General features: G+C 68.8%; 22 protein-coding genes and 7 pseudogenes. 19 read left to right on the top strand and 10 right to left on the bottom strand.

Annotation, left to right across the window (positions count from 1 at the left end; translation table 11 throughout):
• Positions 1-206: 206 nt before the first annotated feature.
• Positions 207-752, bottom strand: a complete 546-nt coding sequence (locus tag ACFWBY_RS27870) for an EF-hand domain-containing protein (protein ID WP_385334639.1) — start codon at positions 750-752, stop codon at positions 207-209.
• Between the two features lie 146 nt (positions 753-898).
• Complete coding sequence (locus ACFWBY_RS27865; RefSeq protein WP_385334637.1) at positions 899-1,705, bottom strand: hypothetical protein; 807 nt, start codon at positions 1,703-1,705, stop codon at positions 899-901.
• Positions 1,706-1,846: 141 nt separating this feature from the next.
• On the opposite strand from ACFWBY_RS27865, the gene ACFWBY_RS27860 reads away from it, so the two are divergent.
• From ACFWBY_RS27860 to ACFWBY_RS27840, 5 genes and pseudogenes are all read left to right on the top strand, one after another.
• Positions 1,847-3,331: a methyltransferase domain-containing protein gene (locus ACFWBY_RS27860; protein ID WP_385334635.1), complete on the top strand. Its 1,485-nt coding sequence runs from the start codon at positions 1,847-1,849 to the stop codon at positions 3,329-3,331.
• Between the two features lie 29 nt (positions 3,332-3,360).
• Positions 3,361-4,650, top strand: a complete 1,290-nt coding sequence (locus tag ACFWBY_RS27855; protein WP_385334633.1) for a cytochrome P450 — start codon at positions 3,361-3,363, stop codon at positions 4,648-4,650.
• Positions 4,651-5,210: 560 nt separating this feature from the next.
• Complete coding sequence (locus ACFWBY_RS27850; RefSeq protein WP_385334631.1) at positions 5,211-5,462, top strand: hypothetical protein; 252 nt, start codon at positions 5,211-5,213, stop codon at positions 5,460-5,462.
• Positions 5,463-5,910: 448 nt separating this feature from the next.
• Positions 5,911-7,179 (top strand): ATP-binding protein, encoded by a 1,269-nt coding sequence (locus ACFWBY_RS27845; protein WP_385334629.1) that lies wholly within the window; start codon positions 5,911-5,913, stop codon positions 7,177-7,179.
• Positions 7,149-7,259 (top strand): annotated as a pseudogene (locus ACFWBY_RS27840) (ATP-binding protein); the annotation flags it as partial. The gene ACFWBY_RS27845 and the pseudogene ACFWBY_RS27840, both read left to right, overlap by 31 nt.
• Before the next feature lie 25 nt (positions 7,260-7,284).
• Here ACFWBY_RS27840 and ACFWBY_RS27835 read toward each other — a convergent pair.
• Both ACFWBY_RS27835 and ACFWBY_RS27830 read right to left on the bottom strand, forming a co-directional pair.
• Positions 7,285-7,743: a hypothetical protein gene (locus tag ACFWBY_RS27835; RefSeq protein ID WP_385334627.1), complete on the bottom strand. Its 459-nt coding sequence runs from the start codon at positions 7,741-7,743 to the stop codon at positions 7,285-7,287.
• Between the two features lie 559 nt (positions 7,744-8,302).
• Positions 8,303-8,446, bottom strand: a complete 144-nt coding sequence (locus tag ACFWBY_RS27830) for a hypothetical protein (protein WP_385334625.1) — start codon at positions 8,444-8,446, stop codon at positions 8,303-8,305.
• Between the two features lie 59 nt (positions 8,447-8,505).
• Here ACFWBY_RS27830 and ACFWBY_RS27825 point away from each other — a divergent pair, with 59 nt between their 5' ends.
• The 3 genes and pseudogenes from ACFWBY_RS27825 to ACFWBY_RS27815 form a co-directional block, all read left to right on the top strand.
• A complete protein-coding gene (locus ACFWBY_RS27825; RefSeq protein ID WP_385334623.1) occupies positions 8,506-9,306 on the top strand; it encodes a maleylpyruvate isomerase family mycothiol-dependent enzyme in 801 nt (266 codons plus the stop codon).
• A 333-nt stretch (positions 9,307-9,639) separates the two neighbouring features.
• Positions 9,640-10,086, top strand: a complete 447-nt coding sequence (locus tag ACFWBY_RS27820) for a transposase (protein WP_385334661.1) — start codon at positions 9,640-9,642, stop codon at positions 10,084-10,086.
• Positions 10,040-10,243 (top strand): annotated as a pseudogene (locus ACFWBY_RS27815) (transposase); the annotation flags it as partial. The gene ACFWBY_RS27820 and the pseudogene ACFWBY_RS27815, both read left to right, overlap by 47 nt.
• Before the next feature lie 597 nt (positions 10,244-10,840).
• Here the strand turns inward: ACFWBY_RS27815 and ACFWBY_RS27810 are convergent.
• Positions 10,841-11,299 carry a hypothetical protein gene (locus ACFWBY_RS27810; protein WP_385334668.1) on the bottom strand — a complete coding sequence of 153 codons (459 nt, stop codon included), beginning with the start codon at positions 11,297-11,299 and terminating at the stop codon, positions 10,841-10,843.
• 124 nt (positions 11,300-11,423) lie between these two features.
• Between ACFWBY_RS27810 and ACFWBY_RS27805 the strand changes: the two are divergent.
• A pseudogene (locus ACFWBY_RS27805) lies at positions 11,424-12,557 on the top strand (IS3 family transposase).
• Positions 12,558-12,563: 6 nt separating this feature from the next.
• On the opposite strand, the gene ACFWBY_RS27800 reads toward ACFWBY_RS27805, so the two are convergent.
• Positions 12,564-12,707 (bottom strand): hypothetical protein, encoded by a 144-nt coding sequence (locus ACFWBY_RS27800; RefSeq protein ID WP_385334621.1) that lies wholly within the window; start codon positions 12,705-12,707, stop codon positions 12,564-12,566.
• Positions 12,708-13,305: 598 nt separating this feature from the next.
• A complete protein-coding gene (locus ACFWBY_RS27795) occupies positions 13,306-13,701 on the bottom strand; it encodes a hypothetical protein (RefSeq protein ID WP_385334619.1) in 396 nt (131 codons plus the stop codon).
• A 305-nt stretch (positions 13,702-14,006) separates the two neighbouring features.
• Between ACFWBY_RS27795 and ACFWBY_RS27790 the strand changes: the two genes are divergently transcribed.
• On the top strand, positions 14,007-14,705 hold the full coding sequence (locus ACFWBY_RS27790) for a CDP-diacylglycerol diphosphatase (protein WP_385334617.1): 699 nt from the start codon (positions 14,007-14,009) through the stop codon (positions 14,703-14,705).
• 66 nt (positions 14,706-14,771) lie between these two features.
• Here the strand turns inward: ACFWBY_RS27790 and ACFWBY_RS27785 are convergent, their stop codons facing one another.
• The gene (locus ACFWBY_RS27785) at positions 14,772-15,368 is read right to left on the bottom strand and encodes a recombinase family protein (RefSeq protein ID WP_385334659.1); all 597 of its coding nucleotides are present in this window, start codon (positions 15,366-15,368) and stop codon (positions 14,772-14,774) included.
• A gap of 661 nt (positions 15,369-16,029) precedes the next feature.
• On the opposite strand from ACFWBY_RS27785, the gene ACFWBY_RS27780 reads away from it, so the two are divergent.
• From ACFWBY_RS27780 to ACFWBY_RS27765, 4 genes are all read left to right on the top strand, one after another.
• A complete protein-coding gene (locus ACFWBY_RS27780; RefSeq protein ID WP_385334615.1) occupies positions 16,030-16,317 on the top strand; it encodes a hypothetical protein in 288 nt (95 codons plus the stop codon).
• Between the two features lie 310 nt (positions 16,318-16,627).
• The gene (locus ACFWBY_RS27775; RefSeq protein WP_385334613.1) at positions 16,628-16,879 is read left to right on the top strand and encodes a hypothetical protein; all 252 of its coding nucleotides are present in this window, start codon (positions 16,628-16,630) and stop codon (positions 16,877-16,879) included.
• On the top strand, positions 16,876-17,052 hold the full coding sequence (locus ACFWBY_RS27770; RefSeq protein ID WP_385334666.1) for a hypothetical protein: 177 nt from the start codon (positions 16,876-16,878) through the stop codon (positions 17,050-17,052). Before ACFWBY_RS27775 ends, ACFWBY_RS27770 begins: the two co-directional genes overlap by 4 nt.
• The gene (locus tag ACFWBY_RS27765) at positions 17,049-17,411 is read left to right on the top strand and encodes a hypothetical protein (protein WP_385334665.1); all 363 of its coding nucleotides are present in this window, start codon (positions 17,049-17,051) and stop codon (positions 17,409-17,411) included. The genes ACFWBY_RS27770 and ACFWBY_RS27765 overlap by 4 nt, the downstream gene beginning before the upstream one ends.
• Here ACFWBY_RS27765 and ACFWBY_RS27760 read toward each other — a convergent pair.
• A pseudogene (locus ACFWBY_RS27760) lies at positions 17,318-17,704 on the bottom strand (AbiV family abortive infection protein); the annotation flags it as partial. The gene ACFWBY_RS27765 and the pseudogene ACFWBY_RS27760 sit on opposite strands and share 94 nt — an antisense overlap.
• A 72-nt stretch (positions 17,705-17,776) precedes the next feature.
• On the opposite strand from ACFWBY_RS27760, the pseudogene ACFWBY_RS27755 reads away from it, so the two are divergent.
• From ACFWBY_RS27755 to ACFWBY_RS27735, 5 genes and pseudogenes are all read left to right on the top strand, one after another.
• A pseudogene (locus tag ACFWBY_RS27755) lies at positions 17,777-18,374 on the top strand (IS5 family transposase); the annotation flags it as partial.
• 58 nt (positions 18,375-18,432) lie between these two features.
• The gene (locus tag ACFWBY_RS27750; RefSeq protein WP_385334611.1) at positions 18,433-19,038 is read left to right on the top strand and encodes an SMI1/KNR4 family protein; all 606 of its coding nucleotides are present in this window, start codon (positions 18,433-18,435) and stop codon (positions 19,036-19,038) included.
• Between the two features lie 81 nt (positions 19,039-19,119).
• Positions 19,120-19,570: pseudogene (locus tag ACFWBY_RS27745) on the top strand (transposase); the annotation flags it as partial.
• 161 nt (positions 19,571-19,731) lie between these two features.
• Positions 19,732-21,351 (top strand): ABC-F family ATP-binding cassette domain-containing protein, encoded by a 1,620-nt coding sequence (locus ACFWBY_RS27740; RefSeq protein ID WP_385334609.1) that lies wholly within the window; start codon positions 19,732-19,734, stop codon positions 21,349-21,351.
• 79 nt (positions 21,352-21,430) lie between these two features.
• The gene (locus tag ACFWBY_RS27735) at positions 21,431-21,664 is read left to right on the top strand and encodes a hypothetical protein (RefSeq protein ID WP_385409717.1); all 234 of its coding nucleotides are present in this window, start codon (positions 21,431-21,433) and stop codon (positions 21,662-21,664) included.
• Positions 21,665-21,744: 80 nt separating this feature from the next.
• Here the strand turns inward: ACFWBY_RS27735 and ACFWBY_RS27730 are convergent.
• A pseudogene (locus ACFWBY_RS27730) lies at positions 21,745-22,472 on the bottom strand (HNH endonuclease family protein).
• Between the last annotated feature and the right edge of the window lie 66 nt (positions 22,473-22,538).

The raw sequence follows: 22,538 nt of genomic DNA, 5'->3' as shown, positions 1-22,538 counted from the left end.
CAGCGGAGCCTCGGCGGACTTCACCGCACCGTACGTGCATCTTGGCCGGCGCGCATGATTCAGACGAAGCGGCCCCGGGCACGCGACAGCGTGGGCCGCCACCCGTGTGGTGGCCCACGCTGTGGTCCGCGCCGGTGGAGCGGGTCAGCCCGAACTACGGGCGCTGACCAGAAGCAACGACGGCGTTGAGGTGCTCGCTGTCGTTGTCAGTTCACCGGGCCGAGGAGGGCGTGGGCGGCGCCTTCGGGGCTGTCGCTGAGGAGGAAGGCTGTCCAGCCTGCCACGAACTCCTGACGGGTGATGCGGCCGTCGCCGTCCGCGTCAAGCAAGCCGCGGGCGGTTCGCGCCTGCTGCGTTTCCAGTCCCCATGCGGTGAGGTACGCCTCGAGCTGCTCCACCGTTGCCACGCCGTCGTTGTCGGCATCGATGGCCGCGAACGAGGACTCCAGGGCGGGGGCGAGGCCGTCCTGCAGCTGGGTGTGGTTGCCGTAGGAGGCTGCCATCGCCTGGTGGAACTCCTCACGGCTGATCTTGCCGTCGCCATCGGCGTCGGCGTTCTCGCGCAGCGTGTGCCAGCAGTTGCCCCATTCCTTCAGCAGGGCCTCCTCCTTGGCCGTGCCCTGCACTGCGGTGGCGCGGGCGATCGACTTGATGAGGCCGGTGAAGTCCTTCTTCTCCAGGACGCCGTTTCCGTTGGTGTCGAGAAGGTCGAATGTGCGGTCGTAGCGGCGGGTGATCGCGGTGCTGGTCACTGTTGCGTATCCCTTGATCGAGGTGGTTGTGCGTGGTCTTTCGTCATGCCCCCTCGGGGAGAGCCCGGGGGCGGGGCAGCCACGGCTCCCCTGGTGTTGTTCCCCGGGTGGGCGGGGCACCGGGGGGGGAAGCCGGGAGTCAGGGCCTATTCGTCGGAGTCGGCGGTGGTGCCGAGCCGGTAGAGGTGGAAGTCCATGTTGGCGCCGGAGGGCAGGAAGGGGGCCGGGGTGATGCTCCGCAGGTGCCTTGCGCCGGTGAAGGAGCCGGTGAGGGAGTCGTGCGCGATCTGGTCGTTGGTTTTGATCGCGATGTGGCACGGCAGGCCGTTGCGGGAGCGGCGGATGTCCTCGAGGATCTCCGGCACGGGGGGTGAGGTGCGGGTGAGGTCGAGGCCGTCCGCGGTGAAGGCGGGTCCCCAGGGCGGTTCCACGACGTAGGTGTCGTGGGTGCTGCGGGCGGGGAGTTTGCCGAGCAGGTCGCGGTAGTCGATCAGGTGCAGGCTGATCGGTGAGCCGATGCGGTCGAGGTTGCCGGCCGTGCTCTCGTAGACGTCCGGGTCGAGTTCGGCGGCGTGCACGGGGCAGCCCAGGTGCCGGCCGAGATGGTGGCCGAAGTTTCCGGAACCGCAAAACAGATCCACGACCATCGGCTCGTACGCGTCGGGCCCCTGCGGCCGGGTGCCGGCCTGGAGGCGGGCAAGTTCCTCGGCGACCGGGATGGTGTAAGCATCGATGGAGCATTCGATGACGGTGCGCCCCAGCAGCCTGATGCCCCTGGCCGCCATGTCGGGGGCGGGAATCCCGTATAGGGAGAGCCCTTCGGGACGGCCGTAGATGAGCTCGCCCGCCTCGCAGAGCTGTTCGCCGGTCAGGACGGTGGTGCGCAGGTCGCCCAGGAGCCGGTCGCGGAAGGCGAAGTAGGCGGCGTGGCCGGTTTCGGCGGTGGTGGTCACGGGAGGTTCTCCGGGCGCAGGTGGGGGCGTGCGTGCGCCGGGCTAACACTCCGGCGCACTACGTTTGGTACAGAGCTGTTCACGGAGTGTAGTGTCACCGCTCGCACCTTGATCACCAGATCCGGAACAGGACCCTCCGTTATGACGACGCACGAAGTAACGTTCCCCCTCCAGGGTGACGAATCGACCGAACGGGCAGCCCGGCCGTTCGATCTTCTCGGCAAGGTGTACGAAGACACCTACGCACACCTTCCCGAGCAACTCGGTGCGATCAAATGGCTGTTGGCCCGGCTCCCCGAGCAAGCGAAGGTGATGGACATCGGATCGGGCACCGGCAGGCCGACCGCCGACCTCATCGCCGCGGCTGGCCACCACGTGAGCGGCTACGACGTGTCCACGACGATGGTCGAGCTGGCCCGCACCCAGGTGCCGGGCGCACACTTCGAACTGGCCGACGTCCGCGCCCTGCCGGACACGCCTGGGCAGTGGGACGCGATCACCGCGTTCTTCCCGCTGCTGCAGATGCCCCGCACCGACCTGGACACCACCCTCACCCGGATCGCCGACTGGCTGACCCCGGGCGGGCTGTTCGTCTTCGCCACCGTGCCCTTCGACGTCGAAGACACCGAAATCCAGTGGATGGGCCAGAGCATCCGCGCCACCAGCTACCCGGCCGAGACCTATGGCCGGCTGCTGCGCGAGGCCGGACTGGAAGTCGTCCACGAGCAGCTGAGCGTCTTCCACCCGCAGTTTCCCGGCATGGGCGCCGAGGAGCACCTGTTCCTCTACGCCCGCAAGCCCGGCGGCCCCGCCGTGGCCGCGCACGCGCTTGCCGGCCCGTACCCGCTTCCGGAGGTCTACCGGGGGCCGCACGAGCTCAGCGAGCAGGGCTGGCTTGGCATGGAGGCCCGCTTCGAACGTCACGACATCACACCCGTCGTTGAGGCGCTCGCGCGTAACAACCGGGTTCTGGACGTGGGCGGCGGCAGCGGCGCAGTTGTGAAGGAACTCGCATCCCGGGTGGAATCGGTGACGACCGTCGAGCCGCACGCGGCGCGAGAGGAGAGCCTGCGGGCTCTGGCGGCCCTCGGCGCGAGCGTGCTGCCGGGACGTGCGGAGCAGCTGCCTGTGCCCGACGCGAGCGTGGACGGCGTCGTGGCGACCTGGGTGCTGCACTACACCGACGACCCCGACCGGGCCGTCGCCGAGATGGCGCGCGCTGTCGACCGCTCCCACCCCGAAGCGAAGATCATCCTCGTGCAGGGCGCCCCGGACAACGAACTCATCGGCCTGTGGAACCGCGTCTGCGCCCCGCTGACGGGTGAAAGCCGAGATCACCAGGGTCACCTGCTCACCCGCGCCGCCCGCGTCCTGGCCCTGAACGGCTTCGAGGACATCAGCTTTACCCGCGCACGCGTCGATGTCGTCTTCCCCGAGGAAGGTTCTGAGGCCAAGGCGCAGGCCGCGGCCGAGGTACTGGCCGCTTTCTGGAACACCGGACATCCGCAGCTCGCTCAATTGCGCGAGGCTCTGCTGCCCGCCCTGCGCGAGCACTTCGCCGACGGCGCCGACCGCTTCAACGATGACGGCGTGCTGCTCACCGCCCGCCCCCGCACCACGCTCTGACAGCGAGCCGACCGGAAGGCACGACCCCTGTGGCCGCTCTCAGCCAGCCGACTCCCGGCCCGCCCGCCACCCAGCACTTCGCGCGCTGCCCGGTCACCGAGCCAGGCGCCATCACCGCGCACGGGGCCGGTGAACCCGGCCCCCTGTACGCGCACCTGCGCAGCCAGCACCCCGTCTACCACGACCCGCGGCTGGACGTGTGGGTCGTCTCCCGCCACCAGGACATCGACACCGTCCTGCGTGACGCAGGCGGCATCTTCTCCACCGCGCTGGGCTACGTCCCCCTGCACCCGGTCCACCCCGATGCCCAGGCCGTGCTGGAGCAGAGCGGCGCCGTACCGGTCCTGTCCTCCCTCGACCCGCCGCACCATGCCCGTTTTCGCCGGGCAATGAACGCCACCTTCCCCACCACCGACCGCCGCATGGCCACCCACCAAGACCTCCTACGCGAGGAAGCGGCCGCGGCGGCCGCCCTGCTGGCCTCGCGGCCCTCTCAAACCGGCGACCTCGTCGCCCACTACACCCGCCCGCTCGCCAACGCCGTCCTCGGCCGGCTGGCTGGCATCCCGACCCAAGACCAGCCAGCCATCACCCGACAGGCCGCCGCCCTCTCGGGTCTGGTCTGGGGACACCTCGACGTGGTGGAACAACTCGCGGCCGCCCACGCCCTCAACGAGCTGTGGGACAACTGCCTGGCCCTCACCGAACAACGTGCCCACAGCCCGGGCGAAGACCTGATCACCGCATGGCTCACCCACGGGGACAGCGACGGCAGCCGCTTCACCACCCGCGAAGTCGCCTCCACCCTGATGGAAGTCCTCATCACCAACGCCGAGATCACCTCCCGACTCATCACCAACACCCTCTACTGGCTGCTGCAGACGGGAACGCTCCACTCCCGCCGGCATGCCGGACGCCTTCCCCAGGCCGTCGAGGAAACCCTGCGCCACACCCCACCCCTGACCGGCTGGCTGCGCTCCACCCTCCGCGACACGCACCTCGGCGGCACGCCCGTCCCCGCAGGCTCCCGCCTCCTGCTCCTCCTCGCCTCCGCAGCCCGCGATGAACACCACGGCCTCGACTACGCCGACGACTTCGACGCCGACCGGACAGACCAGCCACCCACCCTGGCCTTCGGGGCCGGCATCCACTACTGCCCCGGCGCCCCCTACACCCGCCACCTCACCCATCACGCCCTCACCGCCCTCGCAGACGCCTGCCCCCACCTCACCCTGGCCGACCCCCACCACGCCACACCCGAAAACTGGCCACCCAACGCGGCGCTGCGCAGCCCCCACACCCTCACCGCCACCTGGTAACCAAGCCAGGCCAGCCCCAGGCCACGCCCGGCCGCTCACCGACCGGAAACGTTCCGAACCGAGGGCAGAAGGGACACAGACACTCCCCGGGCCCCCTGCCCGAACCCCCAGTCAAGACTGTGCCGCCACCGCCGAGTCGGTCCTACTCAAGGTCTCCCCGGTTCACCGCAGAAGGTGCCGTCAGGTGTCCTCGGCGAGGATGAGATCGGCTGCATGGTGCGGGCAGGCAGGGATGTGCCAGGTCACCGACAGGAACTCCCCGTCAGCGCTGAGAGTCCGCACTCCACCACTGGCCGCAGTCGCCCGGCAAGAACCGCAGAGGACGACCCTTCAACGGGAACAGGTCTGCCAAAGGAGGGCATCGTGTCGTCGGTTCGATCGTCTGCTCCTGCGGTGCTGATGGGGATATTTGGATTTCCCCACTTGTCGCTCTGGGGTGGGGCAAACCTGCTCTCTTGATTTCCCCATCGATTGTGTGATCCTCCCGGCGTGTCGAACTGGTGTCGGCGTGTCGTGGAGAGCCTGCGTGAGCTAGGAGTTCGGCCTGTTCGGGGGCCTGAATGCTCACTCGGGAGGAAGACGTGGACGCTCATGCTCTGCGTCGTCAGGGATGGACGATCTCGGCGATCGCACGGCATCTGGGCCGTGATCGCAAGACGATCCGTGCCTATCTGAACGGCGAGCGAACCCCTGGCGAGCGACGCGAGGGCCCGGATGCGTTCGTGCCGTTCCTACTGCCGCCAACGCCTGGCCGACGATCCGCATTTGTGGGCCTCGACCCTGTTCGACGAGGTGACCGAACTCGGCTATGAGGGCGCGTACTCGACCTTCACCCGGGCACTGCGCCGCTACCAAGTTCGCCCGCATTGCAACCCTGCCACGCTTCCACCGGCAGGAACGTCGCGGTGATCGCGCATCCGCCCGGCGAGGAGATCCAGTTCGACTGGCTGGAGCTACCGAGCCCGCCAGAGGGGTGGGGAGTGGGTGAGCACGCCCACCTGCTGGTCGGGGCGCTCGCTCATTCGGGCCGATGGCGAGCGGTTCTCTCGGAGTCCGAGGACTTCCCTCACTTGGTCCAGGCCCTCGCCGAGGTCATGCGCAAACTCGGCGGGACGGCCCGCCGGTGGCGCTTCGACCGTATGGCGACGGTCTGTTACCTCTCCAGCGGGCAGGTGACCTCCTCGTTCGCCGCCGTCGCCAAGTACTACGGCGCTGGCGTTGATATCTGTCCACCCCGCCGCGGCAACCCGCAAGGGAGTGGTGGAGAAGACCAACCACTCCGCTGCCCAACGCTGGTGGCGCACGGTCCCCGACGGGTTGACCGTCGTCCAGGCCCAGTCCGGCGTCGACAAACTCGCTGCCCGGATGGACGAGAGGCGCCGCCGCATCGACGGAGTCGCCACCACGGTCGGTGAGCTCGCCGCAGCCGAGCCGATGCTCGAGATCCCGGTGCGGCCGTTCCCGGCCGAGCTGGAAGTCGAGCGGACGGTCAGCCCGCAGAGCCTGGTCCAGTTCGACGGGAACTTGCACTCCGTCCCTCCCGGCCTGCCCGGAGTCCAGGTCAGGGTCCTCATCCGCCTGGGCGACGACGTCCTGCGGATCGCCACCGCGGGCCGGGCGGTCATCGCCCAGCACCGCCGGGCCCCTCGGGGATCCGCGCAGACCATCCGCGACGACGGCCACGTCATCGCACTGGAGCGAGCCGTGCTCGCGTCCTTTTCCGTCCGACCGCTGCAAAAGCGAGGTCCGAAGGCCGCCATCGGCGGCCACTCTCGCGGAGGCCGAGCGTCTGCGCGGGCTTCCGGCGGCCGGGGATCCGGCCGAACGGGTCGTGATCGACCTGTCCCACTATGCCGCCGTGGCCGACCGGCTGCGGACAGCTCCCTCACCGAAGGAGGAGAACGAGGAGTGAGTACGCCATCGTCGCCGACGCAGATGAGCGAAGCACGCCGCTTCCAGCAGCTGCGAGGCCATCTGTCCTACCTCAAGCTCAACGACGCTGCCGAGGCCCTCAACCGGGTCCTGGACCAGGCTCGGAGCGAACGGATGTCGCTGACCGCGGCCCTGGAAAGGCTGCTGGAGATCGAGGTCGAGGCCACCGAGGCCCGCCGGCTGGCGGCCCGGCTCCGGTTCGCTTGCCTGCCCGAGCCCTGGACCCTGAACGACTTCGACTTCGCCGCTCAACCGGGCGTTGACGAGAAGCTCATCCGGGACCTGGCCACCCTCCGCTTCCTCGACAACGCCTCCAACGTCCTGTTCGTCGGGCCACGCGGGGTCGGCAAGACACACGTCGCCCAGGCCCTCGGCCACCTCGCCGTCCACCAGGGCGCCCGCGTCCGGTTCGCCAAGACCAGCCGGATCCTCGCGGACCTCGCCGACGGGCACGCGGACCGCACCTGGGACAAGCGGATCCGTGAACTGGTACGGCCCGACGTACTCATCCTCGACGACTTCGCCATGCGCCAGCTCGGAGCGGCCCAGGCCGATGACCTCTACGTCTGGTCAGTGAACGGCAGGGCAGTTCGCTGATCATCACAAGCAACCGGGCTCCCAGCGACTGGTATCCGCTCTTCCCCAACCCCGTCGTCGCCGAGTCACTTCTAGACCGGCTGATCAACACCAGCCACCAGGTCATCATGAACGGCCCCAGCTACCGCCCGAACAAGCGCCCCAAGAACCCCCAGACAAGCCTCCCAAACCTCCGGTCCTCGAACTCCCGGACCCGTCCACGTTCCATTCCCGCGGCAGTTCGCAATCGCAGAAGACGCAGACGAAGTCTCCTTCTCGCACGATGTTCAGCTGACTGCAGGCGGGACGGCGCCGGAACACCACCTCGTGGGTGAAGCCGGAAGGGTGCTCGATCCCGGCTGCATCCAGAGCCTCCTGCCAGGAACTGATGTCCGGGCAGTATCCGGTCGACTGGCTACTCACCTCACCGACCACCCACTGCCCGGACTTCTTGCGGAAGCTCATCTCTCCGGCACCCAGAACGGGGCCGCCGCCGGCACACACCACGTGCTCGCTCCGGCGCGGCGCGAGCCGCAGCACACCCGCCGAGTCGATGACGAACGTGAAAAGCTCGGCCAGCTCCACCGGCTCTTCCAGCGCAGCGCCGGATTAGCGTGCCTTCGTCTCCCTGAACGTGCCGGGCGTCAGGCCTGACTGCCCGGGTGACGAATTTTCCGAAGTTCGTGGGCTCGGTGAAGCCGAGGTGTCCCCACTACCGAGCAGGTCAAGCACCGCGCCGCTTCGGCCGGTGAACTGACAGCCGAGGACGTGGCGGGCCTGACACTGGCCATCGCAGACGAGGTGCTTCCCCTCCTGCCCGACGGTGCACCCGACCAGTACCTGCCCCTCCTCGAAACAGAAGAACTCGCACAATTCCTCAACCACCCGGTGACTGCGATCTCTCACATTCGTGCCGGTCCGCGACCAGCACATCTCTCACTCAACGACAGGGACAGCCCACAACCACCCCCACCGCACCACCCACACACGCAGACGCCTCAGTGGCTGTTGTTGTTCCGAACTTGAGGAGTGCTGGTCGACCGGGAGTCACCTGAACTCCCGACCCGACCGGTCCTCCCCGGCCATCGTGACCTCCGCGTCCATCACATCGAACGGCAGCATGACCGCGCGCACCGGGTGGACGTCACGTCGCCGAGGTGCCCGGCCGCACGGCGAGCCAGAGCACCCACAGGCACGACGCCTGGCGTACCGCCACCACCAGCGTCCTCGCAGCAGTGCGCAGCTTGTCACCCGAGCGGTGGGAGGCGAGGACGTCCGCAATGGCCAACCGGCGGCGACTGTGAAAATCGCTGTCCGATCACCGGAGCACGGTGATAGACATCCGGCGTGGAAAAGAATCTTGAGTTCCCTGACCTGTTGCGACTGATCGATGAACGGTCGACCGCCTTCCGCGCCGTGGTCGCCGCCGCGCCCGGTCTCGACGCGCAGGTGCCGACCTGCCCCGGGTGGACGCTGTTCGATCTGGTGAAGCACCTGGGTGGGGGAGACCGTTTCTGGGCCGCCATCGTCGGCGCGGGGTCTGCCGACGCTCCCCCGGCCGAGGCCGTCGCCGCGCGCGGCGCGCTGGAAGTGCCGCAGGAGCGTGAGGCCCTGCTGGCCTGGCTGGACGCGTCGACGCAGCTTCTGCTGGGCGCCCTGCGCGCGGCGGGACCGGAGAGCGGTTGCTGGACGTGGTGGCCCGCGTCGCAGTCACCGCAGACCGCCGGCGGCACCGCCCGGCACCGAGTCCAGGAGACCGCGGTGCACACTTACGACGCCCAGCTCGCCGGGGGCGCCCCGCAGCCGCTGCCGGTCGAGCTGGCACTCGACGGTGTGGAGGAGTTCCTGTTCACCGTCTGCGCAACGCCGAGTGCCTGGCCGCACAAGCCCACGGCCTTCGACTTCCACGCCGCCGAGGGCCGCTCCTGGCGCCTCACCGTCGACGGCGACGGCGCACGCATCACCCGCATCCCCGCGCCCACCGCCGTGACCGGCGAAGACTCGGACGCAGCCGGCGCCTCCGTCCACGGCACGGCCAGTGAGCTGGTCCTCTACCTGTACGACCGGATCCAGGCCGACTCCTTGCACGTTGACGGAGACGCAGGGCTGCTCGACCTGCTCCGCGCCTGGGAGCCGGAGGAGAAGTAGGACGTAGCGGGGGCGGTTGGCCGCGCCTCGAGCCGGTAGGACACGACTCTTCGCCAGGTTCGTCAGTCGCGGCACCGGGCTCAAACCCGCGAGGCGGCCTCGGGGCGTCACCAAGCCGACCGTCTACCTGGATGGCAGTGCGAATTTGTCCGTCCCAGCGATCACGAGAAGCGACGCGACTACCGTCGTCCCGATCTCGTCGAGAAGTCAGTCGATCGGGTGACTGCGGCGGCTGCCGTGCATGAGAGCAGGGCCTCTTGGTAGCTCGAAGAATGTCGCATCCAACGTGCGGTCCAGGAGGCCCTGTTGTGGCATTTCTACGGCAACGCGGGAGTGGGGTCCACTTCAGCCACTCTCGCGTGTGACTGTCTGGCTCACAGGTTCGGGAACGCCAGAGACCACGGGGCGTGCGAGCGTCGGTATCCCACCGACAGGTCGGACGCCGAGTGGGCGGTGGTCCGGCCACTGCTGCCGGTGCCGGGCTGGCTGCGGGGCCGGGGCGGGGGCGGGCAACCGGAGGCTTATTGCCACCGCGCGATGCTGGACGCGATCCGATACCTGGTCGACAACGGTACGAAGTGGCGGGCCTTGCCTGCCGACTTCCCACCGTGGGACCGGGTCTACGCGTTCTTCCATCGCTGGCGCAACCACGATCTGGTCCGCGAGTTCCACGACCGGCTCCGCCGCCTGGTCCGCGAGCGGGCCGGGCGGGACTCGGAGCCGAGCGCGGGGCGTGATCGACTCGCAGTCGGTCAAAGCGGACGCGGTCGTCGGCTCTGACAGCCGCGGCTTCGACGGCGGCAAGCTGATCAACGGGCGCAAGCGGCACGTCGTGGTCGACACCCTTGGCCTGCTGCTCGCGGTGATGGTCACCGCAGCGGATGTGGGCGACCGCGCCGCGGCCCAGGTCCTGCTCACCCAGGTCACTGCCGCGCACCACCTGCTGGCCCTGGTCTGGGCCGACGGCGGATACACCGGCGGCCTCGTCGAGTACTGCCTCGCGGCTCTCGTCCTGGTCCTCGCCATCGTCATCGCAGCGAGCGGCCTTGGCTATGACGTCCAGAATTCGAAACCATCGGGTGAGGGTGCGGTCGGCCTCCGAAACAGGCCTCCACACAGTCTCTCTCCCGCTCATCCAACTCGGCCTGTACGACTTCGCGACCTGCATCGCAACATCGTCCAGCCGCTCGCCCTCAAGGAGGCTGAAGAGCTTGCTCTCTTCGAAGCCCTTGCCGAGCCTCGCCGGCGAACCCCGCCTCACCCTCCCACACACCTCCGCCACCACCTCCATGGCATCGGCAACGGACTTCACGACCGCACCGCACTCGACCTGGCGCGGCCACAAACGGCCCGACCGCGTCCTTGTCTTCGGCTCCGAATCCAGTCCGCCTCCACCACTGCCCTTACTCGACTGCCTGCGGTCGGTCGCAGGCTCGCAATAGGTCTTACTGCCAGTGGCCAACGGGGCGGTGCCAGCTCGTTCTCTCGGACCGCCACGCTGGTGCCGCTAGCCCAGAAGGCTGAGCAGAAGGGCTCAGGCAGTGGCTGGCGGGGGGTCTTCGTCGGTGTAGGGATGGAGACTGGCCCCGTCGTCTTGCCCGATCATTTCCCGGCGCATTTGGTTCCTGGCGCGCTGGGCAATCGCTCGGCGCTCCGTCGGGTCCGCTTCGCTATACCAGCGGTGAACCAGGCGGTCGACGGGCTCACTCATGCACACTGACATGCGCATGAGCGTCTCCTGGTCGTCCCGCCGTCGCCAGTCAGCCACTGGCTCCTCGTCGCGTTCGAACTCGGTCAGCAACCTGTCGTAAATCGCTTCGAGCCGTTGCTGCTTGCGTTCCTCGAGAGCAAGGCGTTCCTGGCTTTCGATTTGCAGGCGCGCCACTTCGATCGCTGTCTGCTGCTGTCGGCGGCCGGCAAGATGCGTTGCGACGATCCCAGCGAGCCCGACAACAGCGGTGCCGCAGGAGGCGATGACGGTAGCAGTGTCCACAACAGCATCGTGAACGCTTGCATGGCTTGATCGGTAGGCGCCGGGGCCCGACCCCGGATTTTGGACACCGGAGAGACTTGGATCTTGATGGTCCAGGAGAACGGAGTCCCCGTGGGGATGAAGCATTACCCGCCGAGTTCAAGCGGACGCGGTCGCGTTGTACCGGTCGAGGCCAGGAGCGACGATCAAGTCGGTCGCGGCGGATCTCGGAGTGAACACCGAGACGCCGCTGCGCAGTCCGGCGGTGACGACGTTCAGGCGGAGCTGGCCGCGGCACGCAAGCGGATCCGTGAGCTGGAGGAAGAACGCGACATCCTTCGCAAGGCGGCCGGGTATTTCGCGACGGAGACGCGCTGGTGAACCGCTGCCAGTTCGTTGAAGATCACTAGCGCCGCCACGGCGTGAAGCGGCTCTGCGACATCCTCGGCCTCTCCCGCTCGAGCTTCTACTACCGGCGCCGCACTGCGGCCGCAAGAGCGGCCCGGCAGGCCGTCGAGGTCGGGATCGCAGCCCGGATACGCAAGGCCCACCAGGACTCCGACGGCACCTACGGAGTTCCCAGGATCACCGCCGAGCTCCGTGACGAGGGCGGGCCGGTGGTCAACCACAAGCGGGTCGCGAGGATCATGCGGACCATCGGGCTCGAGGGAGTCCGTCTGCGCCGCCGGCACCGGACCACCCTCGCGGACCAGGCGGCGCCCAAGGCTCCGGATCTGATCTGCAGTGACTTCACCGCGGCCGCGGTGAAGACGAAGTACGTCGGCGACATCACATATCTGCCGGTCAGCGGCTCGAAGCTGCTCTATCTCGCGACCGTCATCGACCTCGCCTCACGCCGGCTGGCCGGGTGAGCCATCGCCGATCACATGCGAACCGAGCTCGTCATCGACGCCCTCGCGGCCGCCGAGCGGACCCGCGGGAGCCTGCCGGAGCAGTGATGCACACCGATCACGGCTCGCAATATACGATCAGGGCCTTCGCTGAAATCTGCAGGTCAGCAGGGGTCCGGCAGAGCATGGGAGCGATCGGGTCCAGCGCGGACAACGCCGCCGCGGAAAGCTTCAACGCCGCCTTCAAGAGGGAGGCACTCAAAGGCCGTAAAGGCTGGTCAAACGAGCATGAGGCGCGACTCGACGCCTTCCGCTGGCTGACCCGTTACAACACCCTCCGCCGGCACTCCCGCCTCGGCCAGCGGTCCCCGATCGCCTACGAGAACGCCGTCCAACTGACGTCAACTACCCTGACCCACGCCGCATAGACGTGTTCAAAATCCGGGGTCAAGGCCCATCTTCGCTTGGAAGCGCCGGTTGCGGACCTCCAGCAGCGGCGAGATGTAGCGGCCGGTGAAGATGGTCGTCGCCATCGAGATCAGTGCGGCACTCCCCCATGCGGGAATCCAGTCGAGCATGGCGCCGATTCTGGCGACGCGCAGCACCCGGCGCAGGCGAACCGGCAGACTCGCGCAGGAATGCCGCGGTCGATCGCTGCGGTGACCGCGCGTCGCAGGGCGAGCGGTAGAACCCCGGTGGCCTGGGTGCGGCAAAGTGGTCGGATGCGCCGCCGGACCCTGCCCTTGCTGATTGCCGTCCTGTTGGCCGCGTCGGGGTGCGTCTCCGTCGCCCCCACTGACGACAACCCGCCCCGTGCCCGCGCGGGCATCGCCGCTCCGACGTCGGCCCCGACCTCGGACCAACTTGGGCGGGAGCGCGCGCTGCCGCTGTCGGCACTGCCTTCGGAGCCGGCGCCCGCAGCAGTCGCGGCCTCCGCAGGCGTTGCGGCGGCCCCCGCCGAGGAGAAGCCGGTGTCGGTACGACCTCGGCAGGTGACACGGCCGGTGCAGCAGGACGACGTCGGCGGCGAAGCCCAAGCGACCGCGTTCGGTTGGCGTTCCGCAGGCCAAGCCGAAGGTGAAGAAGCTACGGCCGCTGGTGCCCTCAGTTCCTCGGCGGTCGCAGCCCTCGCCCGGTGCCGGAGAAGCCGGACATGACCGAACTCTGCCGGGCCTCTCACAGCGTCACGAGTCCCGCGATCACGCAGCTCTGCGGGGCGTCGTGGTGATGCCGGGCCCGCGCGGACTTGGGATCGGTGGCGGCGCACCGCAGTGGTGGAACTCCGAGGGGACGGTGCTCCACCACCGCGAGCTCACCCTGCTGCGTGCTGGCGTGCTGGCGTGCTGCGGCGAGCGGCCTTTGCGCGGTGCGGTCGCTGACTTCGTAGCGGTGGGCGATCTCGGTCGTGGTGACGTGGGACCTGCGGGCCAGGTGGGCGATCTCGGTGATGCGCGGGTCGTGGCGGGGACGGGGCGCTCGGTTGCGGGGGTCGCCTGGCAGCTGACCGGGATTCTGGCGACGCAGGTCGCCCGCGTCGCGTCGCGTCGCGCCGTGACAGCGTGGCGCGGCCACCAGGTCCGGCCGTGCCGGTCGGTGTCCTTGGGCAGGTAGCCGGTGCTGGCGTAGGCGCGGACGGTGGAGGGGTCGATGCCGAGGAGGGCTCCGGCTTCCTTGTCAGTGAGCAGGTCGTTGGGGTGGGGGCCTGTGCTGGGGAGGGCGGGGATCGGCTTGCCCGCGATGTGGGCGAGGGCCTGGGCGGCGTCGTGCGGGTGATTGGCTCACCTGACTGGTTATCTGTTCAATATCGGGGGGATTCCTGAACTCAGCCGATCCTGCACACAGGCTCTCGGACGACTCCACAGGCACGGAGGCATGCCATGTCCACGGATAATCAGGAGAACGCTCCCAGCGCCGATCCTTTCGGCGACGACTGCGGCAGCCAGACGGACGGCGGACACCTCTGGGAGGAAATCCAGGTGTGCGTCCTGAAACAGCCCGGACCCTGCCTGGAAGTGGAAAGCCGTTGGGGCGTGATGGCGGGTCGTAAGGGAAGCACCACGGACTTTCAGCTGGTTCCGACGGAGCGCCTCAAAGGGATCGAATGCCCCAGGATCTGGGCCGGCGGCGCTACCGACTACTGGTCTGCCGCGCAAGGCAGGATCCCCCACTACTTCAGTCAACCAGCCGCGGCCGGACTGGGCATCAACTCCAAACAGGCCCGCAGACAAGACCAGTTGCACATCCACATGTCCCATTGCGCCGCCCAGGCGTTGCGCGACCTAGAAGGCTATGAGAAGCAGCAGAAGATCACTGCGGACGTGACGAAGTGGAAGAATGCGGTGCTTCCGGTGACGGGCTTCGCATCGGAGACCCGAAACTACCGGGTGATGAAGTCCCCGAACCTCAGCGGCAACCTCTTCTACTCCCTCAGGCATCACGTGGTCGGGGACGACAGCCGGATGCAGTATCAGACGATGATCGTGCTTCCGGCAAAGTACGGCTTCTACATCCTGAACAGTGAGAGCGACCTCCCCAGCGGCACCAACACCTGCAACCACCTCCTCGACTGCGCCTGAGCGCCCGCCCCGTATGGGGTATCGCCGAGGTAAGCCCAAAAGGGGCCATGGGGTGATCTTGCGGTCTTACCGGGCGGGTTCCGACTGGTCCGCCAAGCGCGGGCCGGGAAGGTCGCGGGCCTGGAAGGTCGCGGGCCTGGACGGCGGCGAAGTCGGCGTGGGCCTGTTCGGCGGCTTCGGGGTAAGCCTCCCGCTTGGCGTGTTCGGCGAGTGCGCGGTCGATGCCGGCGACGCTGGGGGCTGTCCCTTGCGTTTTCCGGTGGGGATGATCAGGTCGGGCTGGATCTTCTCGACGGACTCGCCGAGCGCCCGGCGCCGCAGCACGGTGTGCAGCATGTCGTCGGTGATGACCGGTGGCCGGCCGCCGTGCTTGCCCTTGCGGGCCGCGGTGTCCAGCCCTTCCAGCGTCGACTCCCGGATGTTCTCCCGTTCGGTCTCCGCCATCGCGGCGAAGAACGCGAACAGCAGCTTCCCCGGACCGGTGGGGTCGTAGATGCCGGGCAGGGGCCCGGCGAGCATCTCCAGGACCGGGCCGTGGGCGGTGAGGTGGTCGGCGGGCGCGGCGAGTTCAGCAGCGTCGCGGCCGAGGCGCTTCATCTCGTACACGTTGAAGATGACCCGGCAGTGCGGGGCGTGCGCCTTGACCTCCCGCGCCGTCCGCAGCGCCTCCTCGAACCGGGGGGACCCGCACCCGGGTGCTGATCTTCTCGCTGAAAATCTTGTCCCTCGGGCTGCCGTGCTTGCTGAGCGCGTCGAGCCGGGAGTCGAGTTCCTGGCCGAGGGTCGAGCAGCGGGCGTAGCCGATGCGGATGTCCGCGCTCGGCAGGTCCGGGTCGATCGGCGCTGGCGGCGGGGTGCCCGGCCGCCCCGGCCGGCCCGGTCCGCGGTCGGCCGGGGTCGGTACCCGCAGGGGGCGGCCAGGAGCAGCGCGCCTCGGGCGCGGGTGGCGGCCCGGCGCCGCCGGTCTGGCCGTCCGGTGGCCTACTTCGTCGCCTTCGACGTCCTTCAGCTCGACGGGCAAGAGCTGCTATCGCGCCCGTACACGGAGCGGCGCGCTCTCCTGGAGCAGCTGCCCCCTGGACGCTCTGCCCGATGACCACCGACCTGGCCAAGGCGCGCGCTTCAGACCTCGACGGATGTTTCCGGGGTGGAGGGCATCGAGGGAGGGAACGCGCCGGTCCACCGCGAGGACAACGGGTTCGGCCGCCCCGGCGGTGTCAAGTCCCGAAATCCCGGTACATGACCCCGCGGGGTGGCTCCGGCCTACTGGAACCGAGGCCAAGGGCGCCAGATGGGAGCCCTTCACTATCACCGGGAGAAATCCATGGCTCGCAAGATCCGGAAGAACTCCGTGCGCATGAAGGTCGCGACGATCGCGGCGGCGGCCGTGGCGGTCACGGGAGGCGTCGCCCTTCCCGCCACGACGGCGATGGCGGACCCGGCGACCGACGAGATCACCGTCTCGTACGAGCCGGACCCCCCAGCGGAAGCCCCCGTGACCTGGGGGTACACCCCTCCGGAGGAGCCGCTGGACATTCCGGAGAAGGCTCCGCCGAACCCTTACGAGGAGGAGGCCCCCGTGACCTGGGGGTACACCCCTCCGGCGGAATGAGCCGCTCACCAGTCCGTACGCGAAGTCGACAGGTTCGCAGCGCTGCCGTGCGGTGACCACCGACCTCGGTCACTCGCAAGCCGGTGTGCGGGGCAGATTAGGCCGAATCCGCAGCCTGACCAGCCCCGATTGTGAGTTGTCAACTGAACCCACAGCGGGCCGCCACCCATAAAGGGTTGGCGGCGTCCCGCCCCAGAAACGTAAGGCCTCTAACGCGATCAAGGCCAACTGTCACGCTCAGTCGCACCTACGGCCGAGGACCGGGGCGTGGCGCTCGCAGAGAAAATCGAACACATGTTTCGCTTGGGGTGTGAGACCACCGTTCCGCTTCCCCGAGGATCTGATCACGCTCCAAAGGGCGTGGCAGCAGACCTATGCCGAACTCGCGCAGGCCCCCGCCGGGGTCGGTGCGACCATGCTGCGGCGCCGGCTGATCACCCTCTCCGGAACCCTCTGCACCCACCCCCACTGGGCGACCCCCTCCGCCTGGCGGACCGGCAGCGTCGAGCTGCGGCGCGCCACCCGCACCTCCGTATCGACAGAAAGGGAGGGTGCAGCATGAGCGAGCAGAGCATCACCGAGCCACGCCCGCAGGTCGCCACCTGGGCACCCGGCCAGACCGGCTCCTGCGCCCGGGGCCACGCCTCCACGTGCCGCTACGGGGTGGGCGGGAACCCCCTCTGCAAGGGCTGCCGGCTCGAGCGGGACGAGCGGCTCGCCCGCATCCGACCATGAGTGATCCCGCCCGCCGCCACCCGCCCGGCCGGCTCCCGCCCGTTCGCGTCCTCCTGCCCGACCGTGAGGTCGGCGGGCGCCTTGTGCGCAGGTGGCAGACCGATACCGGGCGGTGGGTGTACGTGGTGGCCCTGCACGCGTGGGCCAGCCGCACCGCCAGCACCGGCCAGGACCTCATCGAGGTCGACGTGCCCGGCGACCGCGTACGACCCGTCCCCGGAACCTCATACGAGGGCGTGAAGCCACGCTGCTTGGCGAGGTTGCCCTCCCGCGCTGCGGTCTCGGCTTCCGCCTGCCGCTGCCGGTGGGCCTCCTCCGACGAGGCGTGGTCCGAGATCGTCGGCCGCATGCGGCTGTAGTCACCCCAGAACTCGTCTCCGAAGACGATGGCCTCGACGTACTTCTTCGTGTGGATTCGCCCGTGGCTGGCCAGTGCATCCGCCCTGCGCGGCGCCGCATCCCCCTGACTCCAGGCGTCTTGGAAGACGTCGTAGATCCAGAGCGCTTTCCCGAGCTCTTCCTGCGCCAGAACCGTCAAAGACCACGCCCGCCCGTACGAGCCAGCAGCCAGCAGGGTGTGGGCGTCGGCAATCAACGCCGAGGCGTTGTCCACGGGCGCCTGCCAGAACTCGCGCGCTTGCCTGGGGCTCATCTCGACCATGGCATTAGGCGATGTTTCTCGGATCTCCTGACGTGAGTGGGGTGTTGGGGTCAGGCCGTCCGTATGGGCCGTGGGGATCCGACGAACGCGGAGCGGGACCGGCTGGAGTCGTTCTTACCTCCTGGTGGTGCCCGCGGGGGCCGGTGGAGTGATCACCGTCGGGTGATCAACGGGGTGCTTTATCGGGTCCGGACGGGCGTGCAGTGAGGGATCTTCCGGAGCGGTTCGGGCCGTGGGAGACCGTCTACAAACGGCATCGCCGCTGGTCGGCGGATGCAACGTGGACGATGCTGTTGTCTCGGATCCAGGCCGCCGAGGACGCCGCGGGCCGGATCGACCGGGACGTGTCCGTCGACTCGGCAGCCGTGCGGGCCCACCAGCACGCCGCTGACGCGAGGAAGGCTCCGGTGGCCCCAGGTCCTCAAAGGGAAAACCTTCGGGGGACGAACCAGGTCGATCCGGTTTTGAGGGAACTGGCGGTGCGACTGGAGGAAGTGGTCAGATCGGCGAGTGTCTGGGACGATCCCGCGGTGGATTCACGGCCAAGATCCACCTCGCCGCTGACGGGCGATGCCGACCCCTCGCCGTCGTCCTGACGCCCGGACACTACGGCAACGGGCCCCAGTTCGAGCGGGTGCTGGAGCAGGTCTGCGTGCCCCGCATCGGAGTGGACGCAAATTTCATGGAGGGCCGTGTCAAGCCGTCGTTACCATTGCGGCATGATCACGAGTGAAGGTGCCCCGCTGGGGGCGGAAGCCGCCCGCCGCTTGTCTCAACTCGGGCGTTTCGATATTTCGCCGGGCCTGTCAGATGCAGAGTTCGAGCGCATCGAAGAGGAATTCGGTTTTGAGTTCAGTGACGACCACCGCGCGTTCTTGGCGGCAGGCTTGCCCATCGGTCGTCCGTCCGGGCAGGGGCGTGTCTCGCCAAGGTGGCCCGACTGGCGCAACGGTGATCCTGACGAGCTCCGTGACCGGCTTACCTGGCCGGTTGACGGCGTGCTCTTTGACGTTGAGCACAACGACTTCTGGTCGGAAGACTGGGGGGCCAAGCCTGGAGCGCCGGCCGATGCCCTGGTGCTAGCCCGTGCACGTCTGGCTGAAGTGCCGAAGATGGTGCCCATCTGTTCGCACCGATACCTGCCTGCGGGACGTGGCACCTATGGCCACCCCGTCTTGTCCATGTATCAGACCGACATCATCTACTACGGCGCCGATCTGATCGACTACGTCCACCAGGAGTTCGGCGGGCCCAAGCCGGATCGTCAGGGCGAGGCCTATGCCCACCCGGCGACCATCCCCTTCTGGCGTGACCTCGTGGGTTGAAGTCTCAATACCTGCGTCTAAAGACCTCGTTTCCTTTGGCTGAAGTCCGCGCCGTTGACCGGTACAGATGCGTGTCAGTGCCGTGAGCGGAACATCGTCACCGACGCCCTCGGGCTCCTCCTCGCCGTGCTGGTCACCGCGGCCAGCGTGCAGGACTCCATCGCCTGCACCGCACTGCTCGACCAGGTCGCCGCCGGACACCCCGGCATCCGCAAGGTGTTGGTCGACGGCGGCTACCGCCAGCACCTCGTCGAACATGCCGCGGCCCTCGGCATCGACATGGAAATCACCACTCGCAAGCCCGGGACCAGGGGGTTTCACCCCGATCCCGAAACGGTGGGTGGTCGAGCGAACCTACGGCTGGCTCATGCTCCACCGCCGCCTGGCCCGCGACTACGAGCCCCTCCCCGAACGCTCCGAAGCCGTGATCCACATCGCCATGACCGACCTCATGGCCCGCCGCCTCACCAGCGAGAACACCATCTCCTGGCGTGACCCGACACCCCAGACCAAACAGCCGATCCCGGGATAAAACAGCGGGATAGAACGACCTCCAAGGCCGCGGCTCAGGACATGTTGAGCCTCTGCTGTTCGGCCCCGGTGCACTGAGCGGCCGCGGCGGGGGCACCCGCCCCGCCCCGCCTCGCGAAATCGCGTTGTGCGTCGTCGCACGGCAGGTAAGGATTCTGAACCATGGGACATCTGGAAGCCTCGCACCTGGAGTACTACCTGCCCGATGGGAGGGTGTTGCTTGGGGATGCCTCGTTCAGAGTGGGTGAGGGGTCGGTGGCAGCCCTGGTCGGCGCCAACGGCGCCGGCAAGACGACGCTGCTGCGGCTGGTCTCGGGGGAGTTGCAGCCGCACAGCGGGAGCATCACCTCCAGCGGCGGCATCGGAGTCATGCACCAGTTCGTCGGCTCGGTGTGCGACGGCCGTACGGTGCGCGACCTGCTGGTGTCGGTGTCGCAGCCGCGGATCAAGAAGGCCGCGGCCGCCGTGGACGCGGCCGAGCACCGGATCATGACGGTCGACGACGAGGCCGCGCAGATGGCGTACGCGCAGGCGCTCAGCGACTGGGCCGAGGCCCGTGGGTACGAGGCCGAGACCGTCTGGGACATGTGCACGATGGCGGCCCTCGGCATGCCGTACGACCGGGCCCAGTTCCGCGAGGTGCGGACGCTGTCGGGCGGCGAGCAGAAGCGGCTCGTGCTGGAGGCGCTGCTGCGCGGCCCGGACGAGGTGCTCCTGTTGGACGAGCCGGACAACTACCTGGACGTCCCCGGCAAGCGGTGGCTGGAGGAGCGGCTGGAGGAGACCCGCAAGACGGTGCTGTTCATCTCCCACGACCGGGAGCTGCTGGCACGGGCCGCGCGGCGGATCGTCGCGGTGGAGCCCGGTCCGGCCGGATCCGACGTGTGGGTGCACGGCGGGGGCTTCGGGACGTTCCACGAGGCGCGGGAGGAGCGGTTCGCGCGCTTCGACGAACTGCGCCGGCGCTGGGACGAGAAGCGGGCGCAGCTGAAGCGGCTGGTGCAGGACCTCCAGCAGTACGCCGCACGCAGTGACGACATGGCCTCGCGCTATCAGGCAGCCAAGACCCGGATGCGCAAGTTCGAGGAGATCGGCCCGCCACCGGAGCCGCCGCGCAAGCAGGACATCCGGATGCGTCTGCAGGGCGGCCGCACCGGCGTACGGGCTGTGGTCTGCGAGGACGTGGAGCTCACGGGGCTGATGAAGCCGTTCTCCCTGGAGGTCTTCTATGGGGAGCGCGTCGCGGTGCTCGGCTCGAACGGCTCGGGAAAGTCGCATTTCCTCCGGCTGTTGGCGGGTGAGGACGTCAGCCACACGGGCAAGTGGAAGCTGGGGGCGCGGGTTGTGCCGGGGCACTTCGCCCAGACGCACGCGCACCCCGAGCTGGTGGGACGCACCCTGGTCGACATTCTCTGGACGGAGCATGCCAAGGACCGGGGCGGGGCGATGTCGGCACTGCGGCGGTACGAGCTGGAACGCCAGGGGGACCAGCCCTTCGACAAACTGTCGGGCGGCCAGCAGGCACGTTTCCAGATCCTGCTGCTGGAGCTGGCGGGCACCACCGCGCTGCTCCTCGACGAGCCGACGGACAACCTGGACCTGGAGTCGGCGGAGGCTCTGCAGGAGGGGCTGGAGGCGTACGAGGGCACGGTGCTGGCGGTGACGCACGACCGCTGGTTCGCGCGTTCCTTCGACCGCTACCTGGTGTTCGGCTCGGACGGGGTCGTCCGGGAGACTTCGGAGCCGGTGTGGGACGAGCGCCGGGTCGAACGAGTTCACTGAGCGACCGCAGTGCCGGCACCCGTCGCCGCAGGCGGGCACTGCCGTGGTGACCGGGGCTGCGGCGCAGCGTTGTCCCGGCATGGACATGGAGGACGAAGACTTCCTGGGCGTACTCCTGGATGCCGTGACCCAGACCCGCCTGAAACTGCTCACCGGCGACGAAGCCAGGGCCGTCATGATGCTGCTCGGCGCCTTCGAGGAAGAGACCCGCTCCGAAGAGGTACGTGCCGCCGCAGGCGAGATGCGGTTCCCCCTCGGATCACGCCTGGCCCTGCCTGCCGGGGCCGCCGGGCAGCCGACGGACAAGGTCTGACGGTGCGCGCCAGTTCCACGCGCAGCGGATCCCGCGGACGGGCCGACGACGAAGAGCCGCCACCCCGTGACGGCCCCTGCCTACGGAGCCGGGGTGACCTCCACCTCCGTGCCGCCGCAGCCGGCCGCGATGTCCAGCAGCCGGTCCCGCTCCAGCTCATCCACCGACACGCCCCAGCGCAGCTTCGTCGCCGTCCACTCCGCTCCGTACCGGCACAGCACCCCTTCCGAGCCCGACGGCGGCAGCCACTGGGCCGGGTCCTGGTCGGACTTGCTGCGGTTCGAGCGGGCCGCCACCGCCACCAAGGAGGACGGCTGCTCCTGGTCGTTGGCGTACGCCTCCCGGCGGGCGGGCGTCCATGCCGAGGCCCCGCTGTCCCACGCCTCCGCGAGCGGCACCATGTGGTCGGTGTCCAGCGCCCCGCCGGCTTCACGGGCCGCTCGTCGTAGTACGACCACCACACACCCCCGGTCAGGGTGCAGCCCGGGCCGACCTCGGGGCCTCCACAGCTTCCGCGATCAGGACCTCGGCGCGGGTGTTGCAGCCGTCGGAGGCGTTGGCGCCGCCATTCCAGTGCTTGAAGGAGGTGCGCTGGTAGCCGGTCCGGTCAACCGCCGCCTCGACCAGCAGCTCAAGGACGAATCCGGCCTCCCTCGGTCGCGAGCTGGAGCGCGGAGACCGCAACGCCGATCGGCGCGATCTGCGGCGCAGCGGCCGGCCGTGCTTCGGCCGCGTGGGCGGCGGTGGCGGGCAGGGACAGGGCGAGCGCCGCGGCAGCAGCGGTCGCAACCCACTTCATGATCGTCATTGGCCGGTTGTACCGGCCCACACCACATCAGGAACAGGCCCTCGGCAAGGGGTTCACCCGGCCGGG

The sequence above is a fragment of the Streptomyces sp. NPDC060049 genome, assembly GCF_042736715.1.
Classification (GTDB): Bacteria; Actinomycetota; Actinomycetes; order Streptomycetales; family Streptomycetaceae; genus Streptomyces.
The sequence above is the reverse complement of the archived record's forward strand: the minus strand, read 5'-3'. Positions and strand labels throughout refer to the sequence as shown.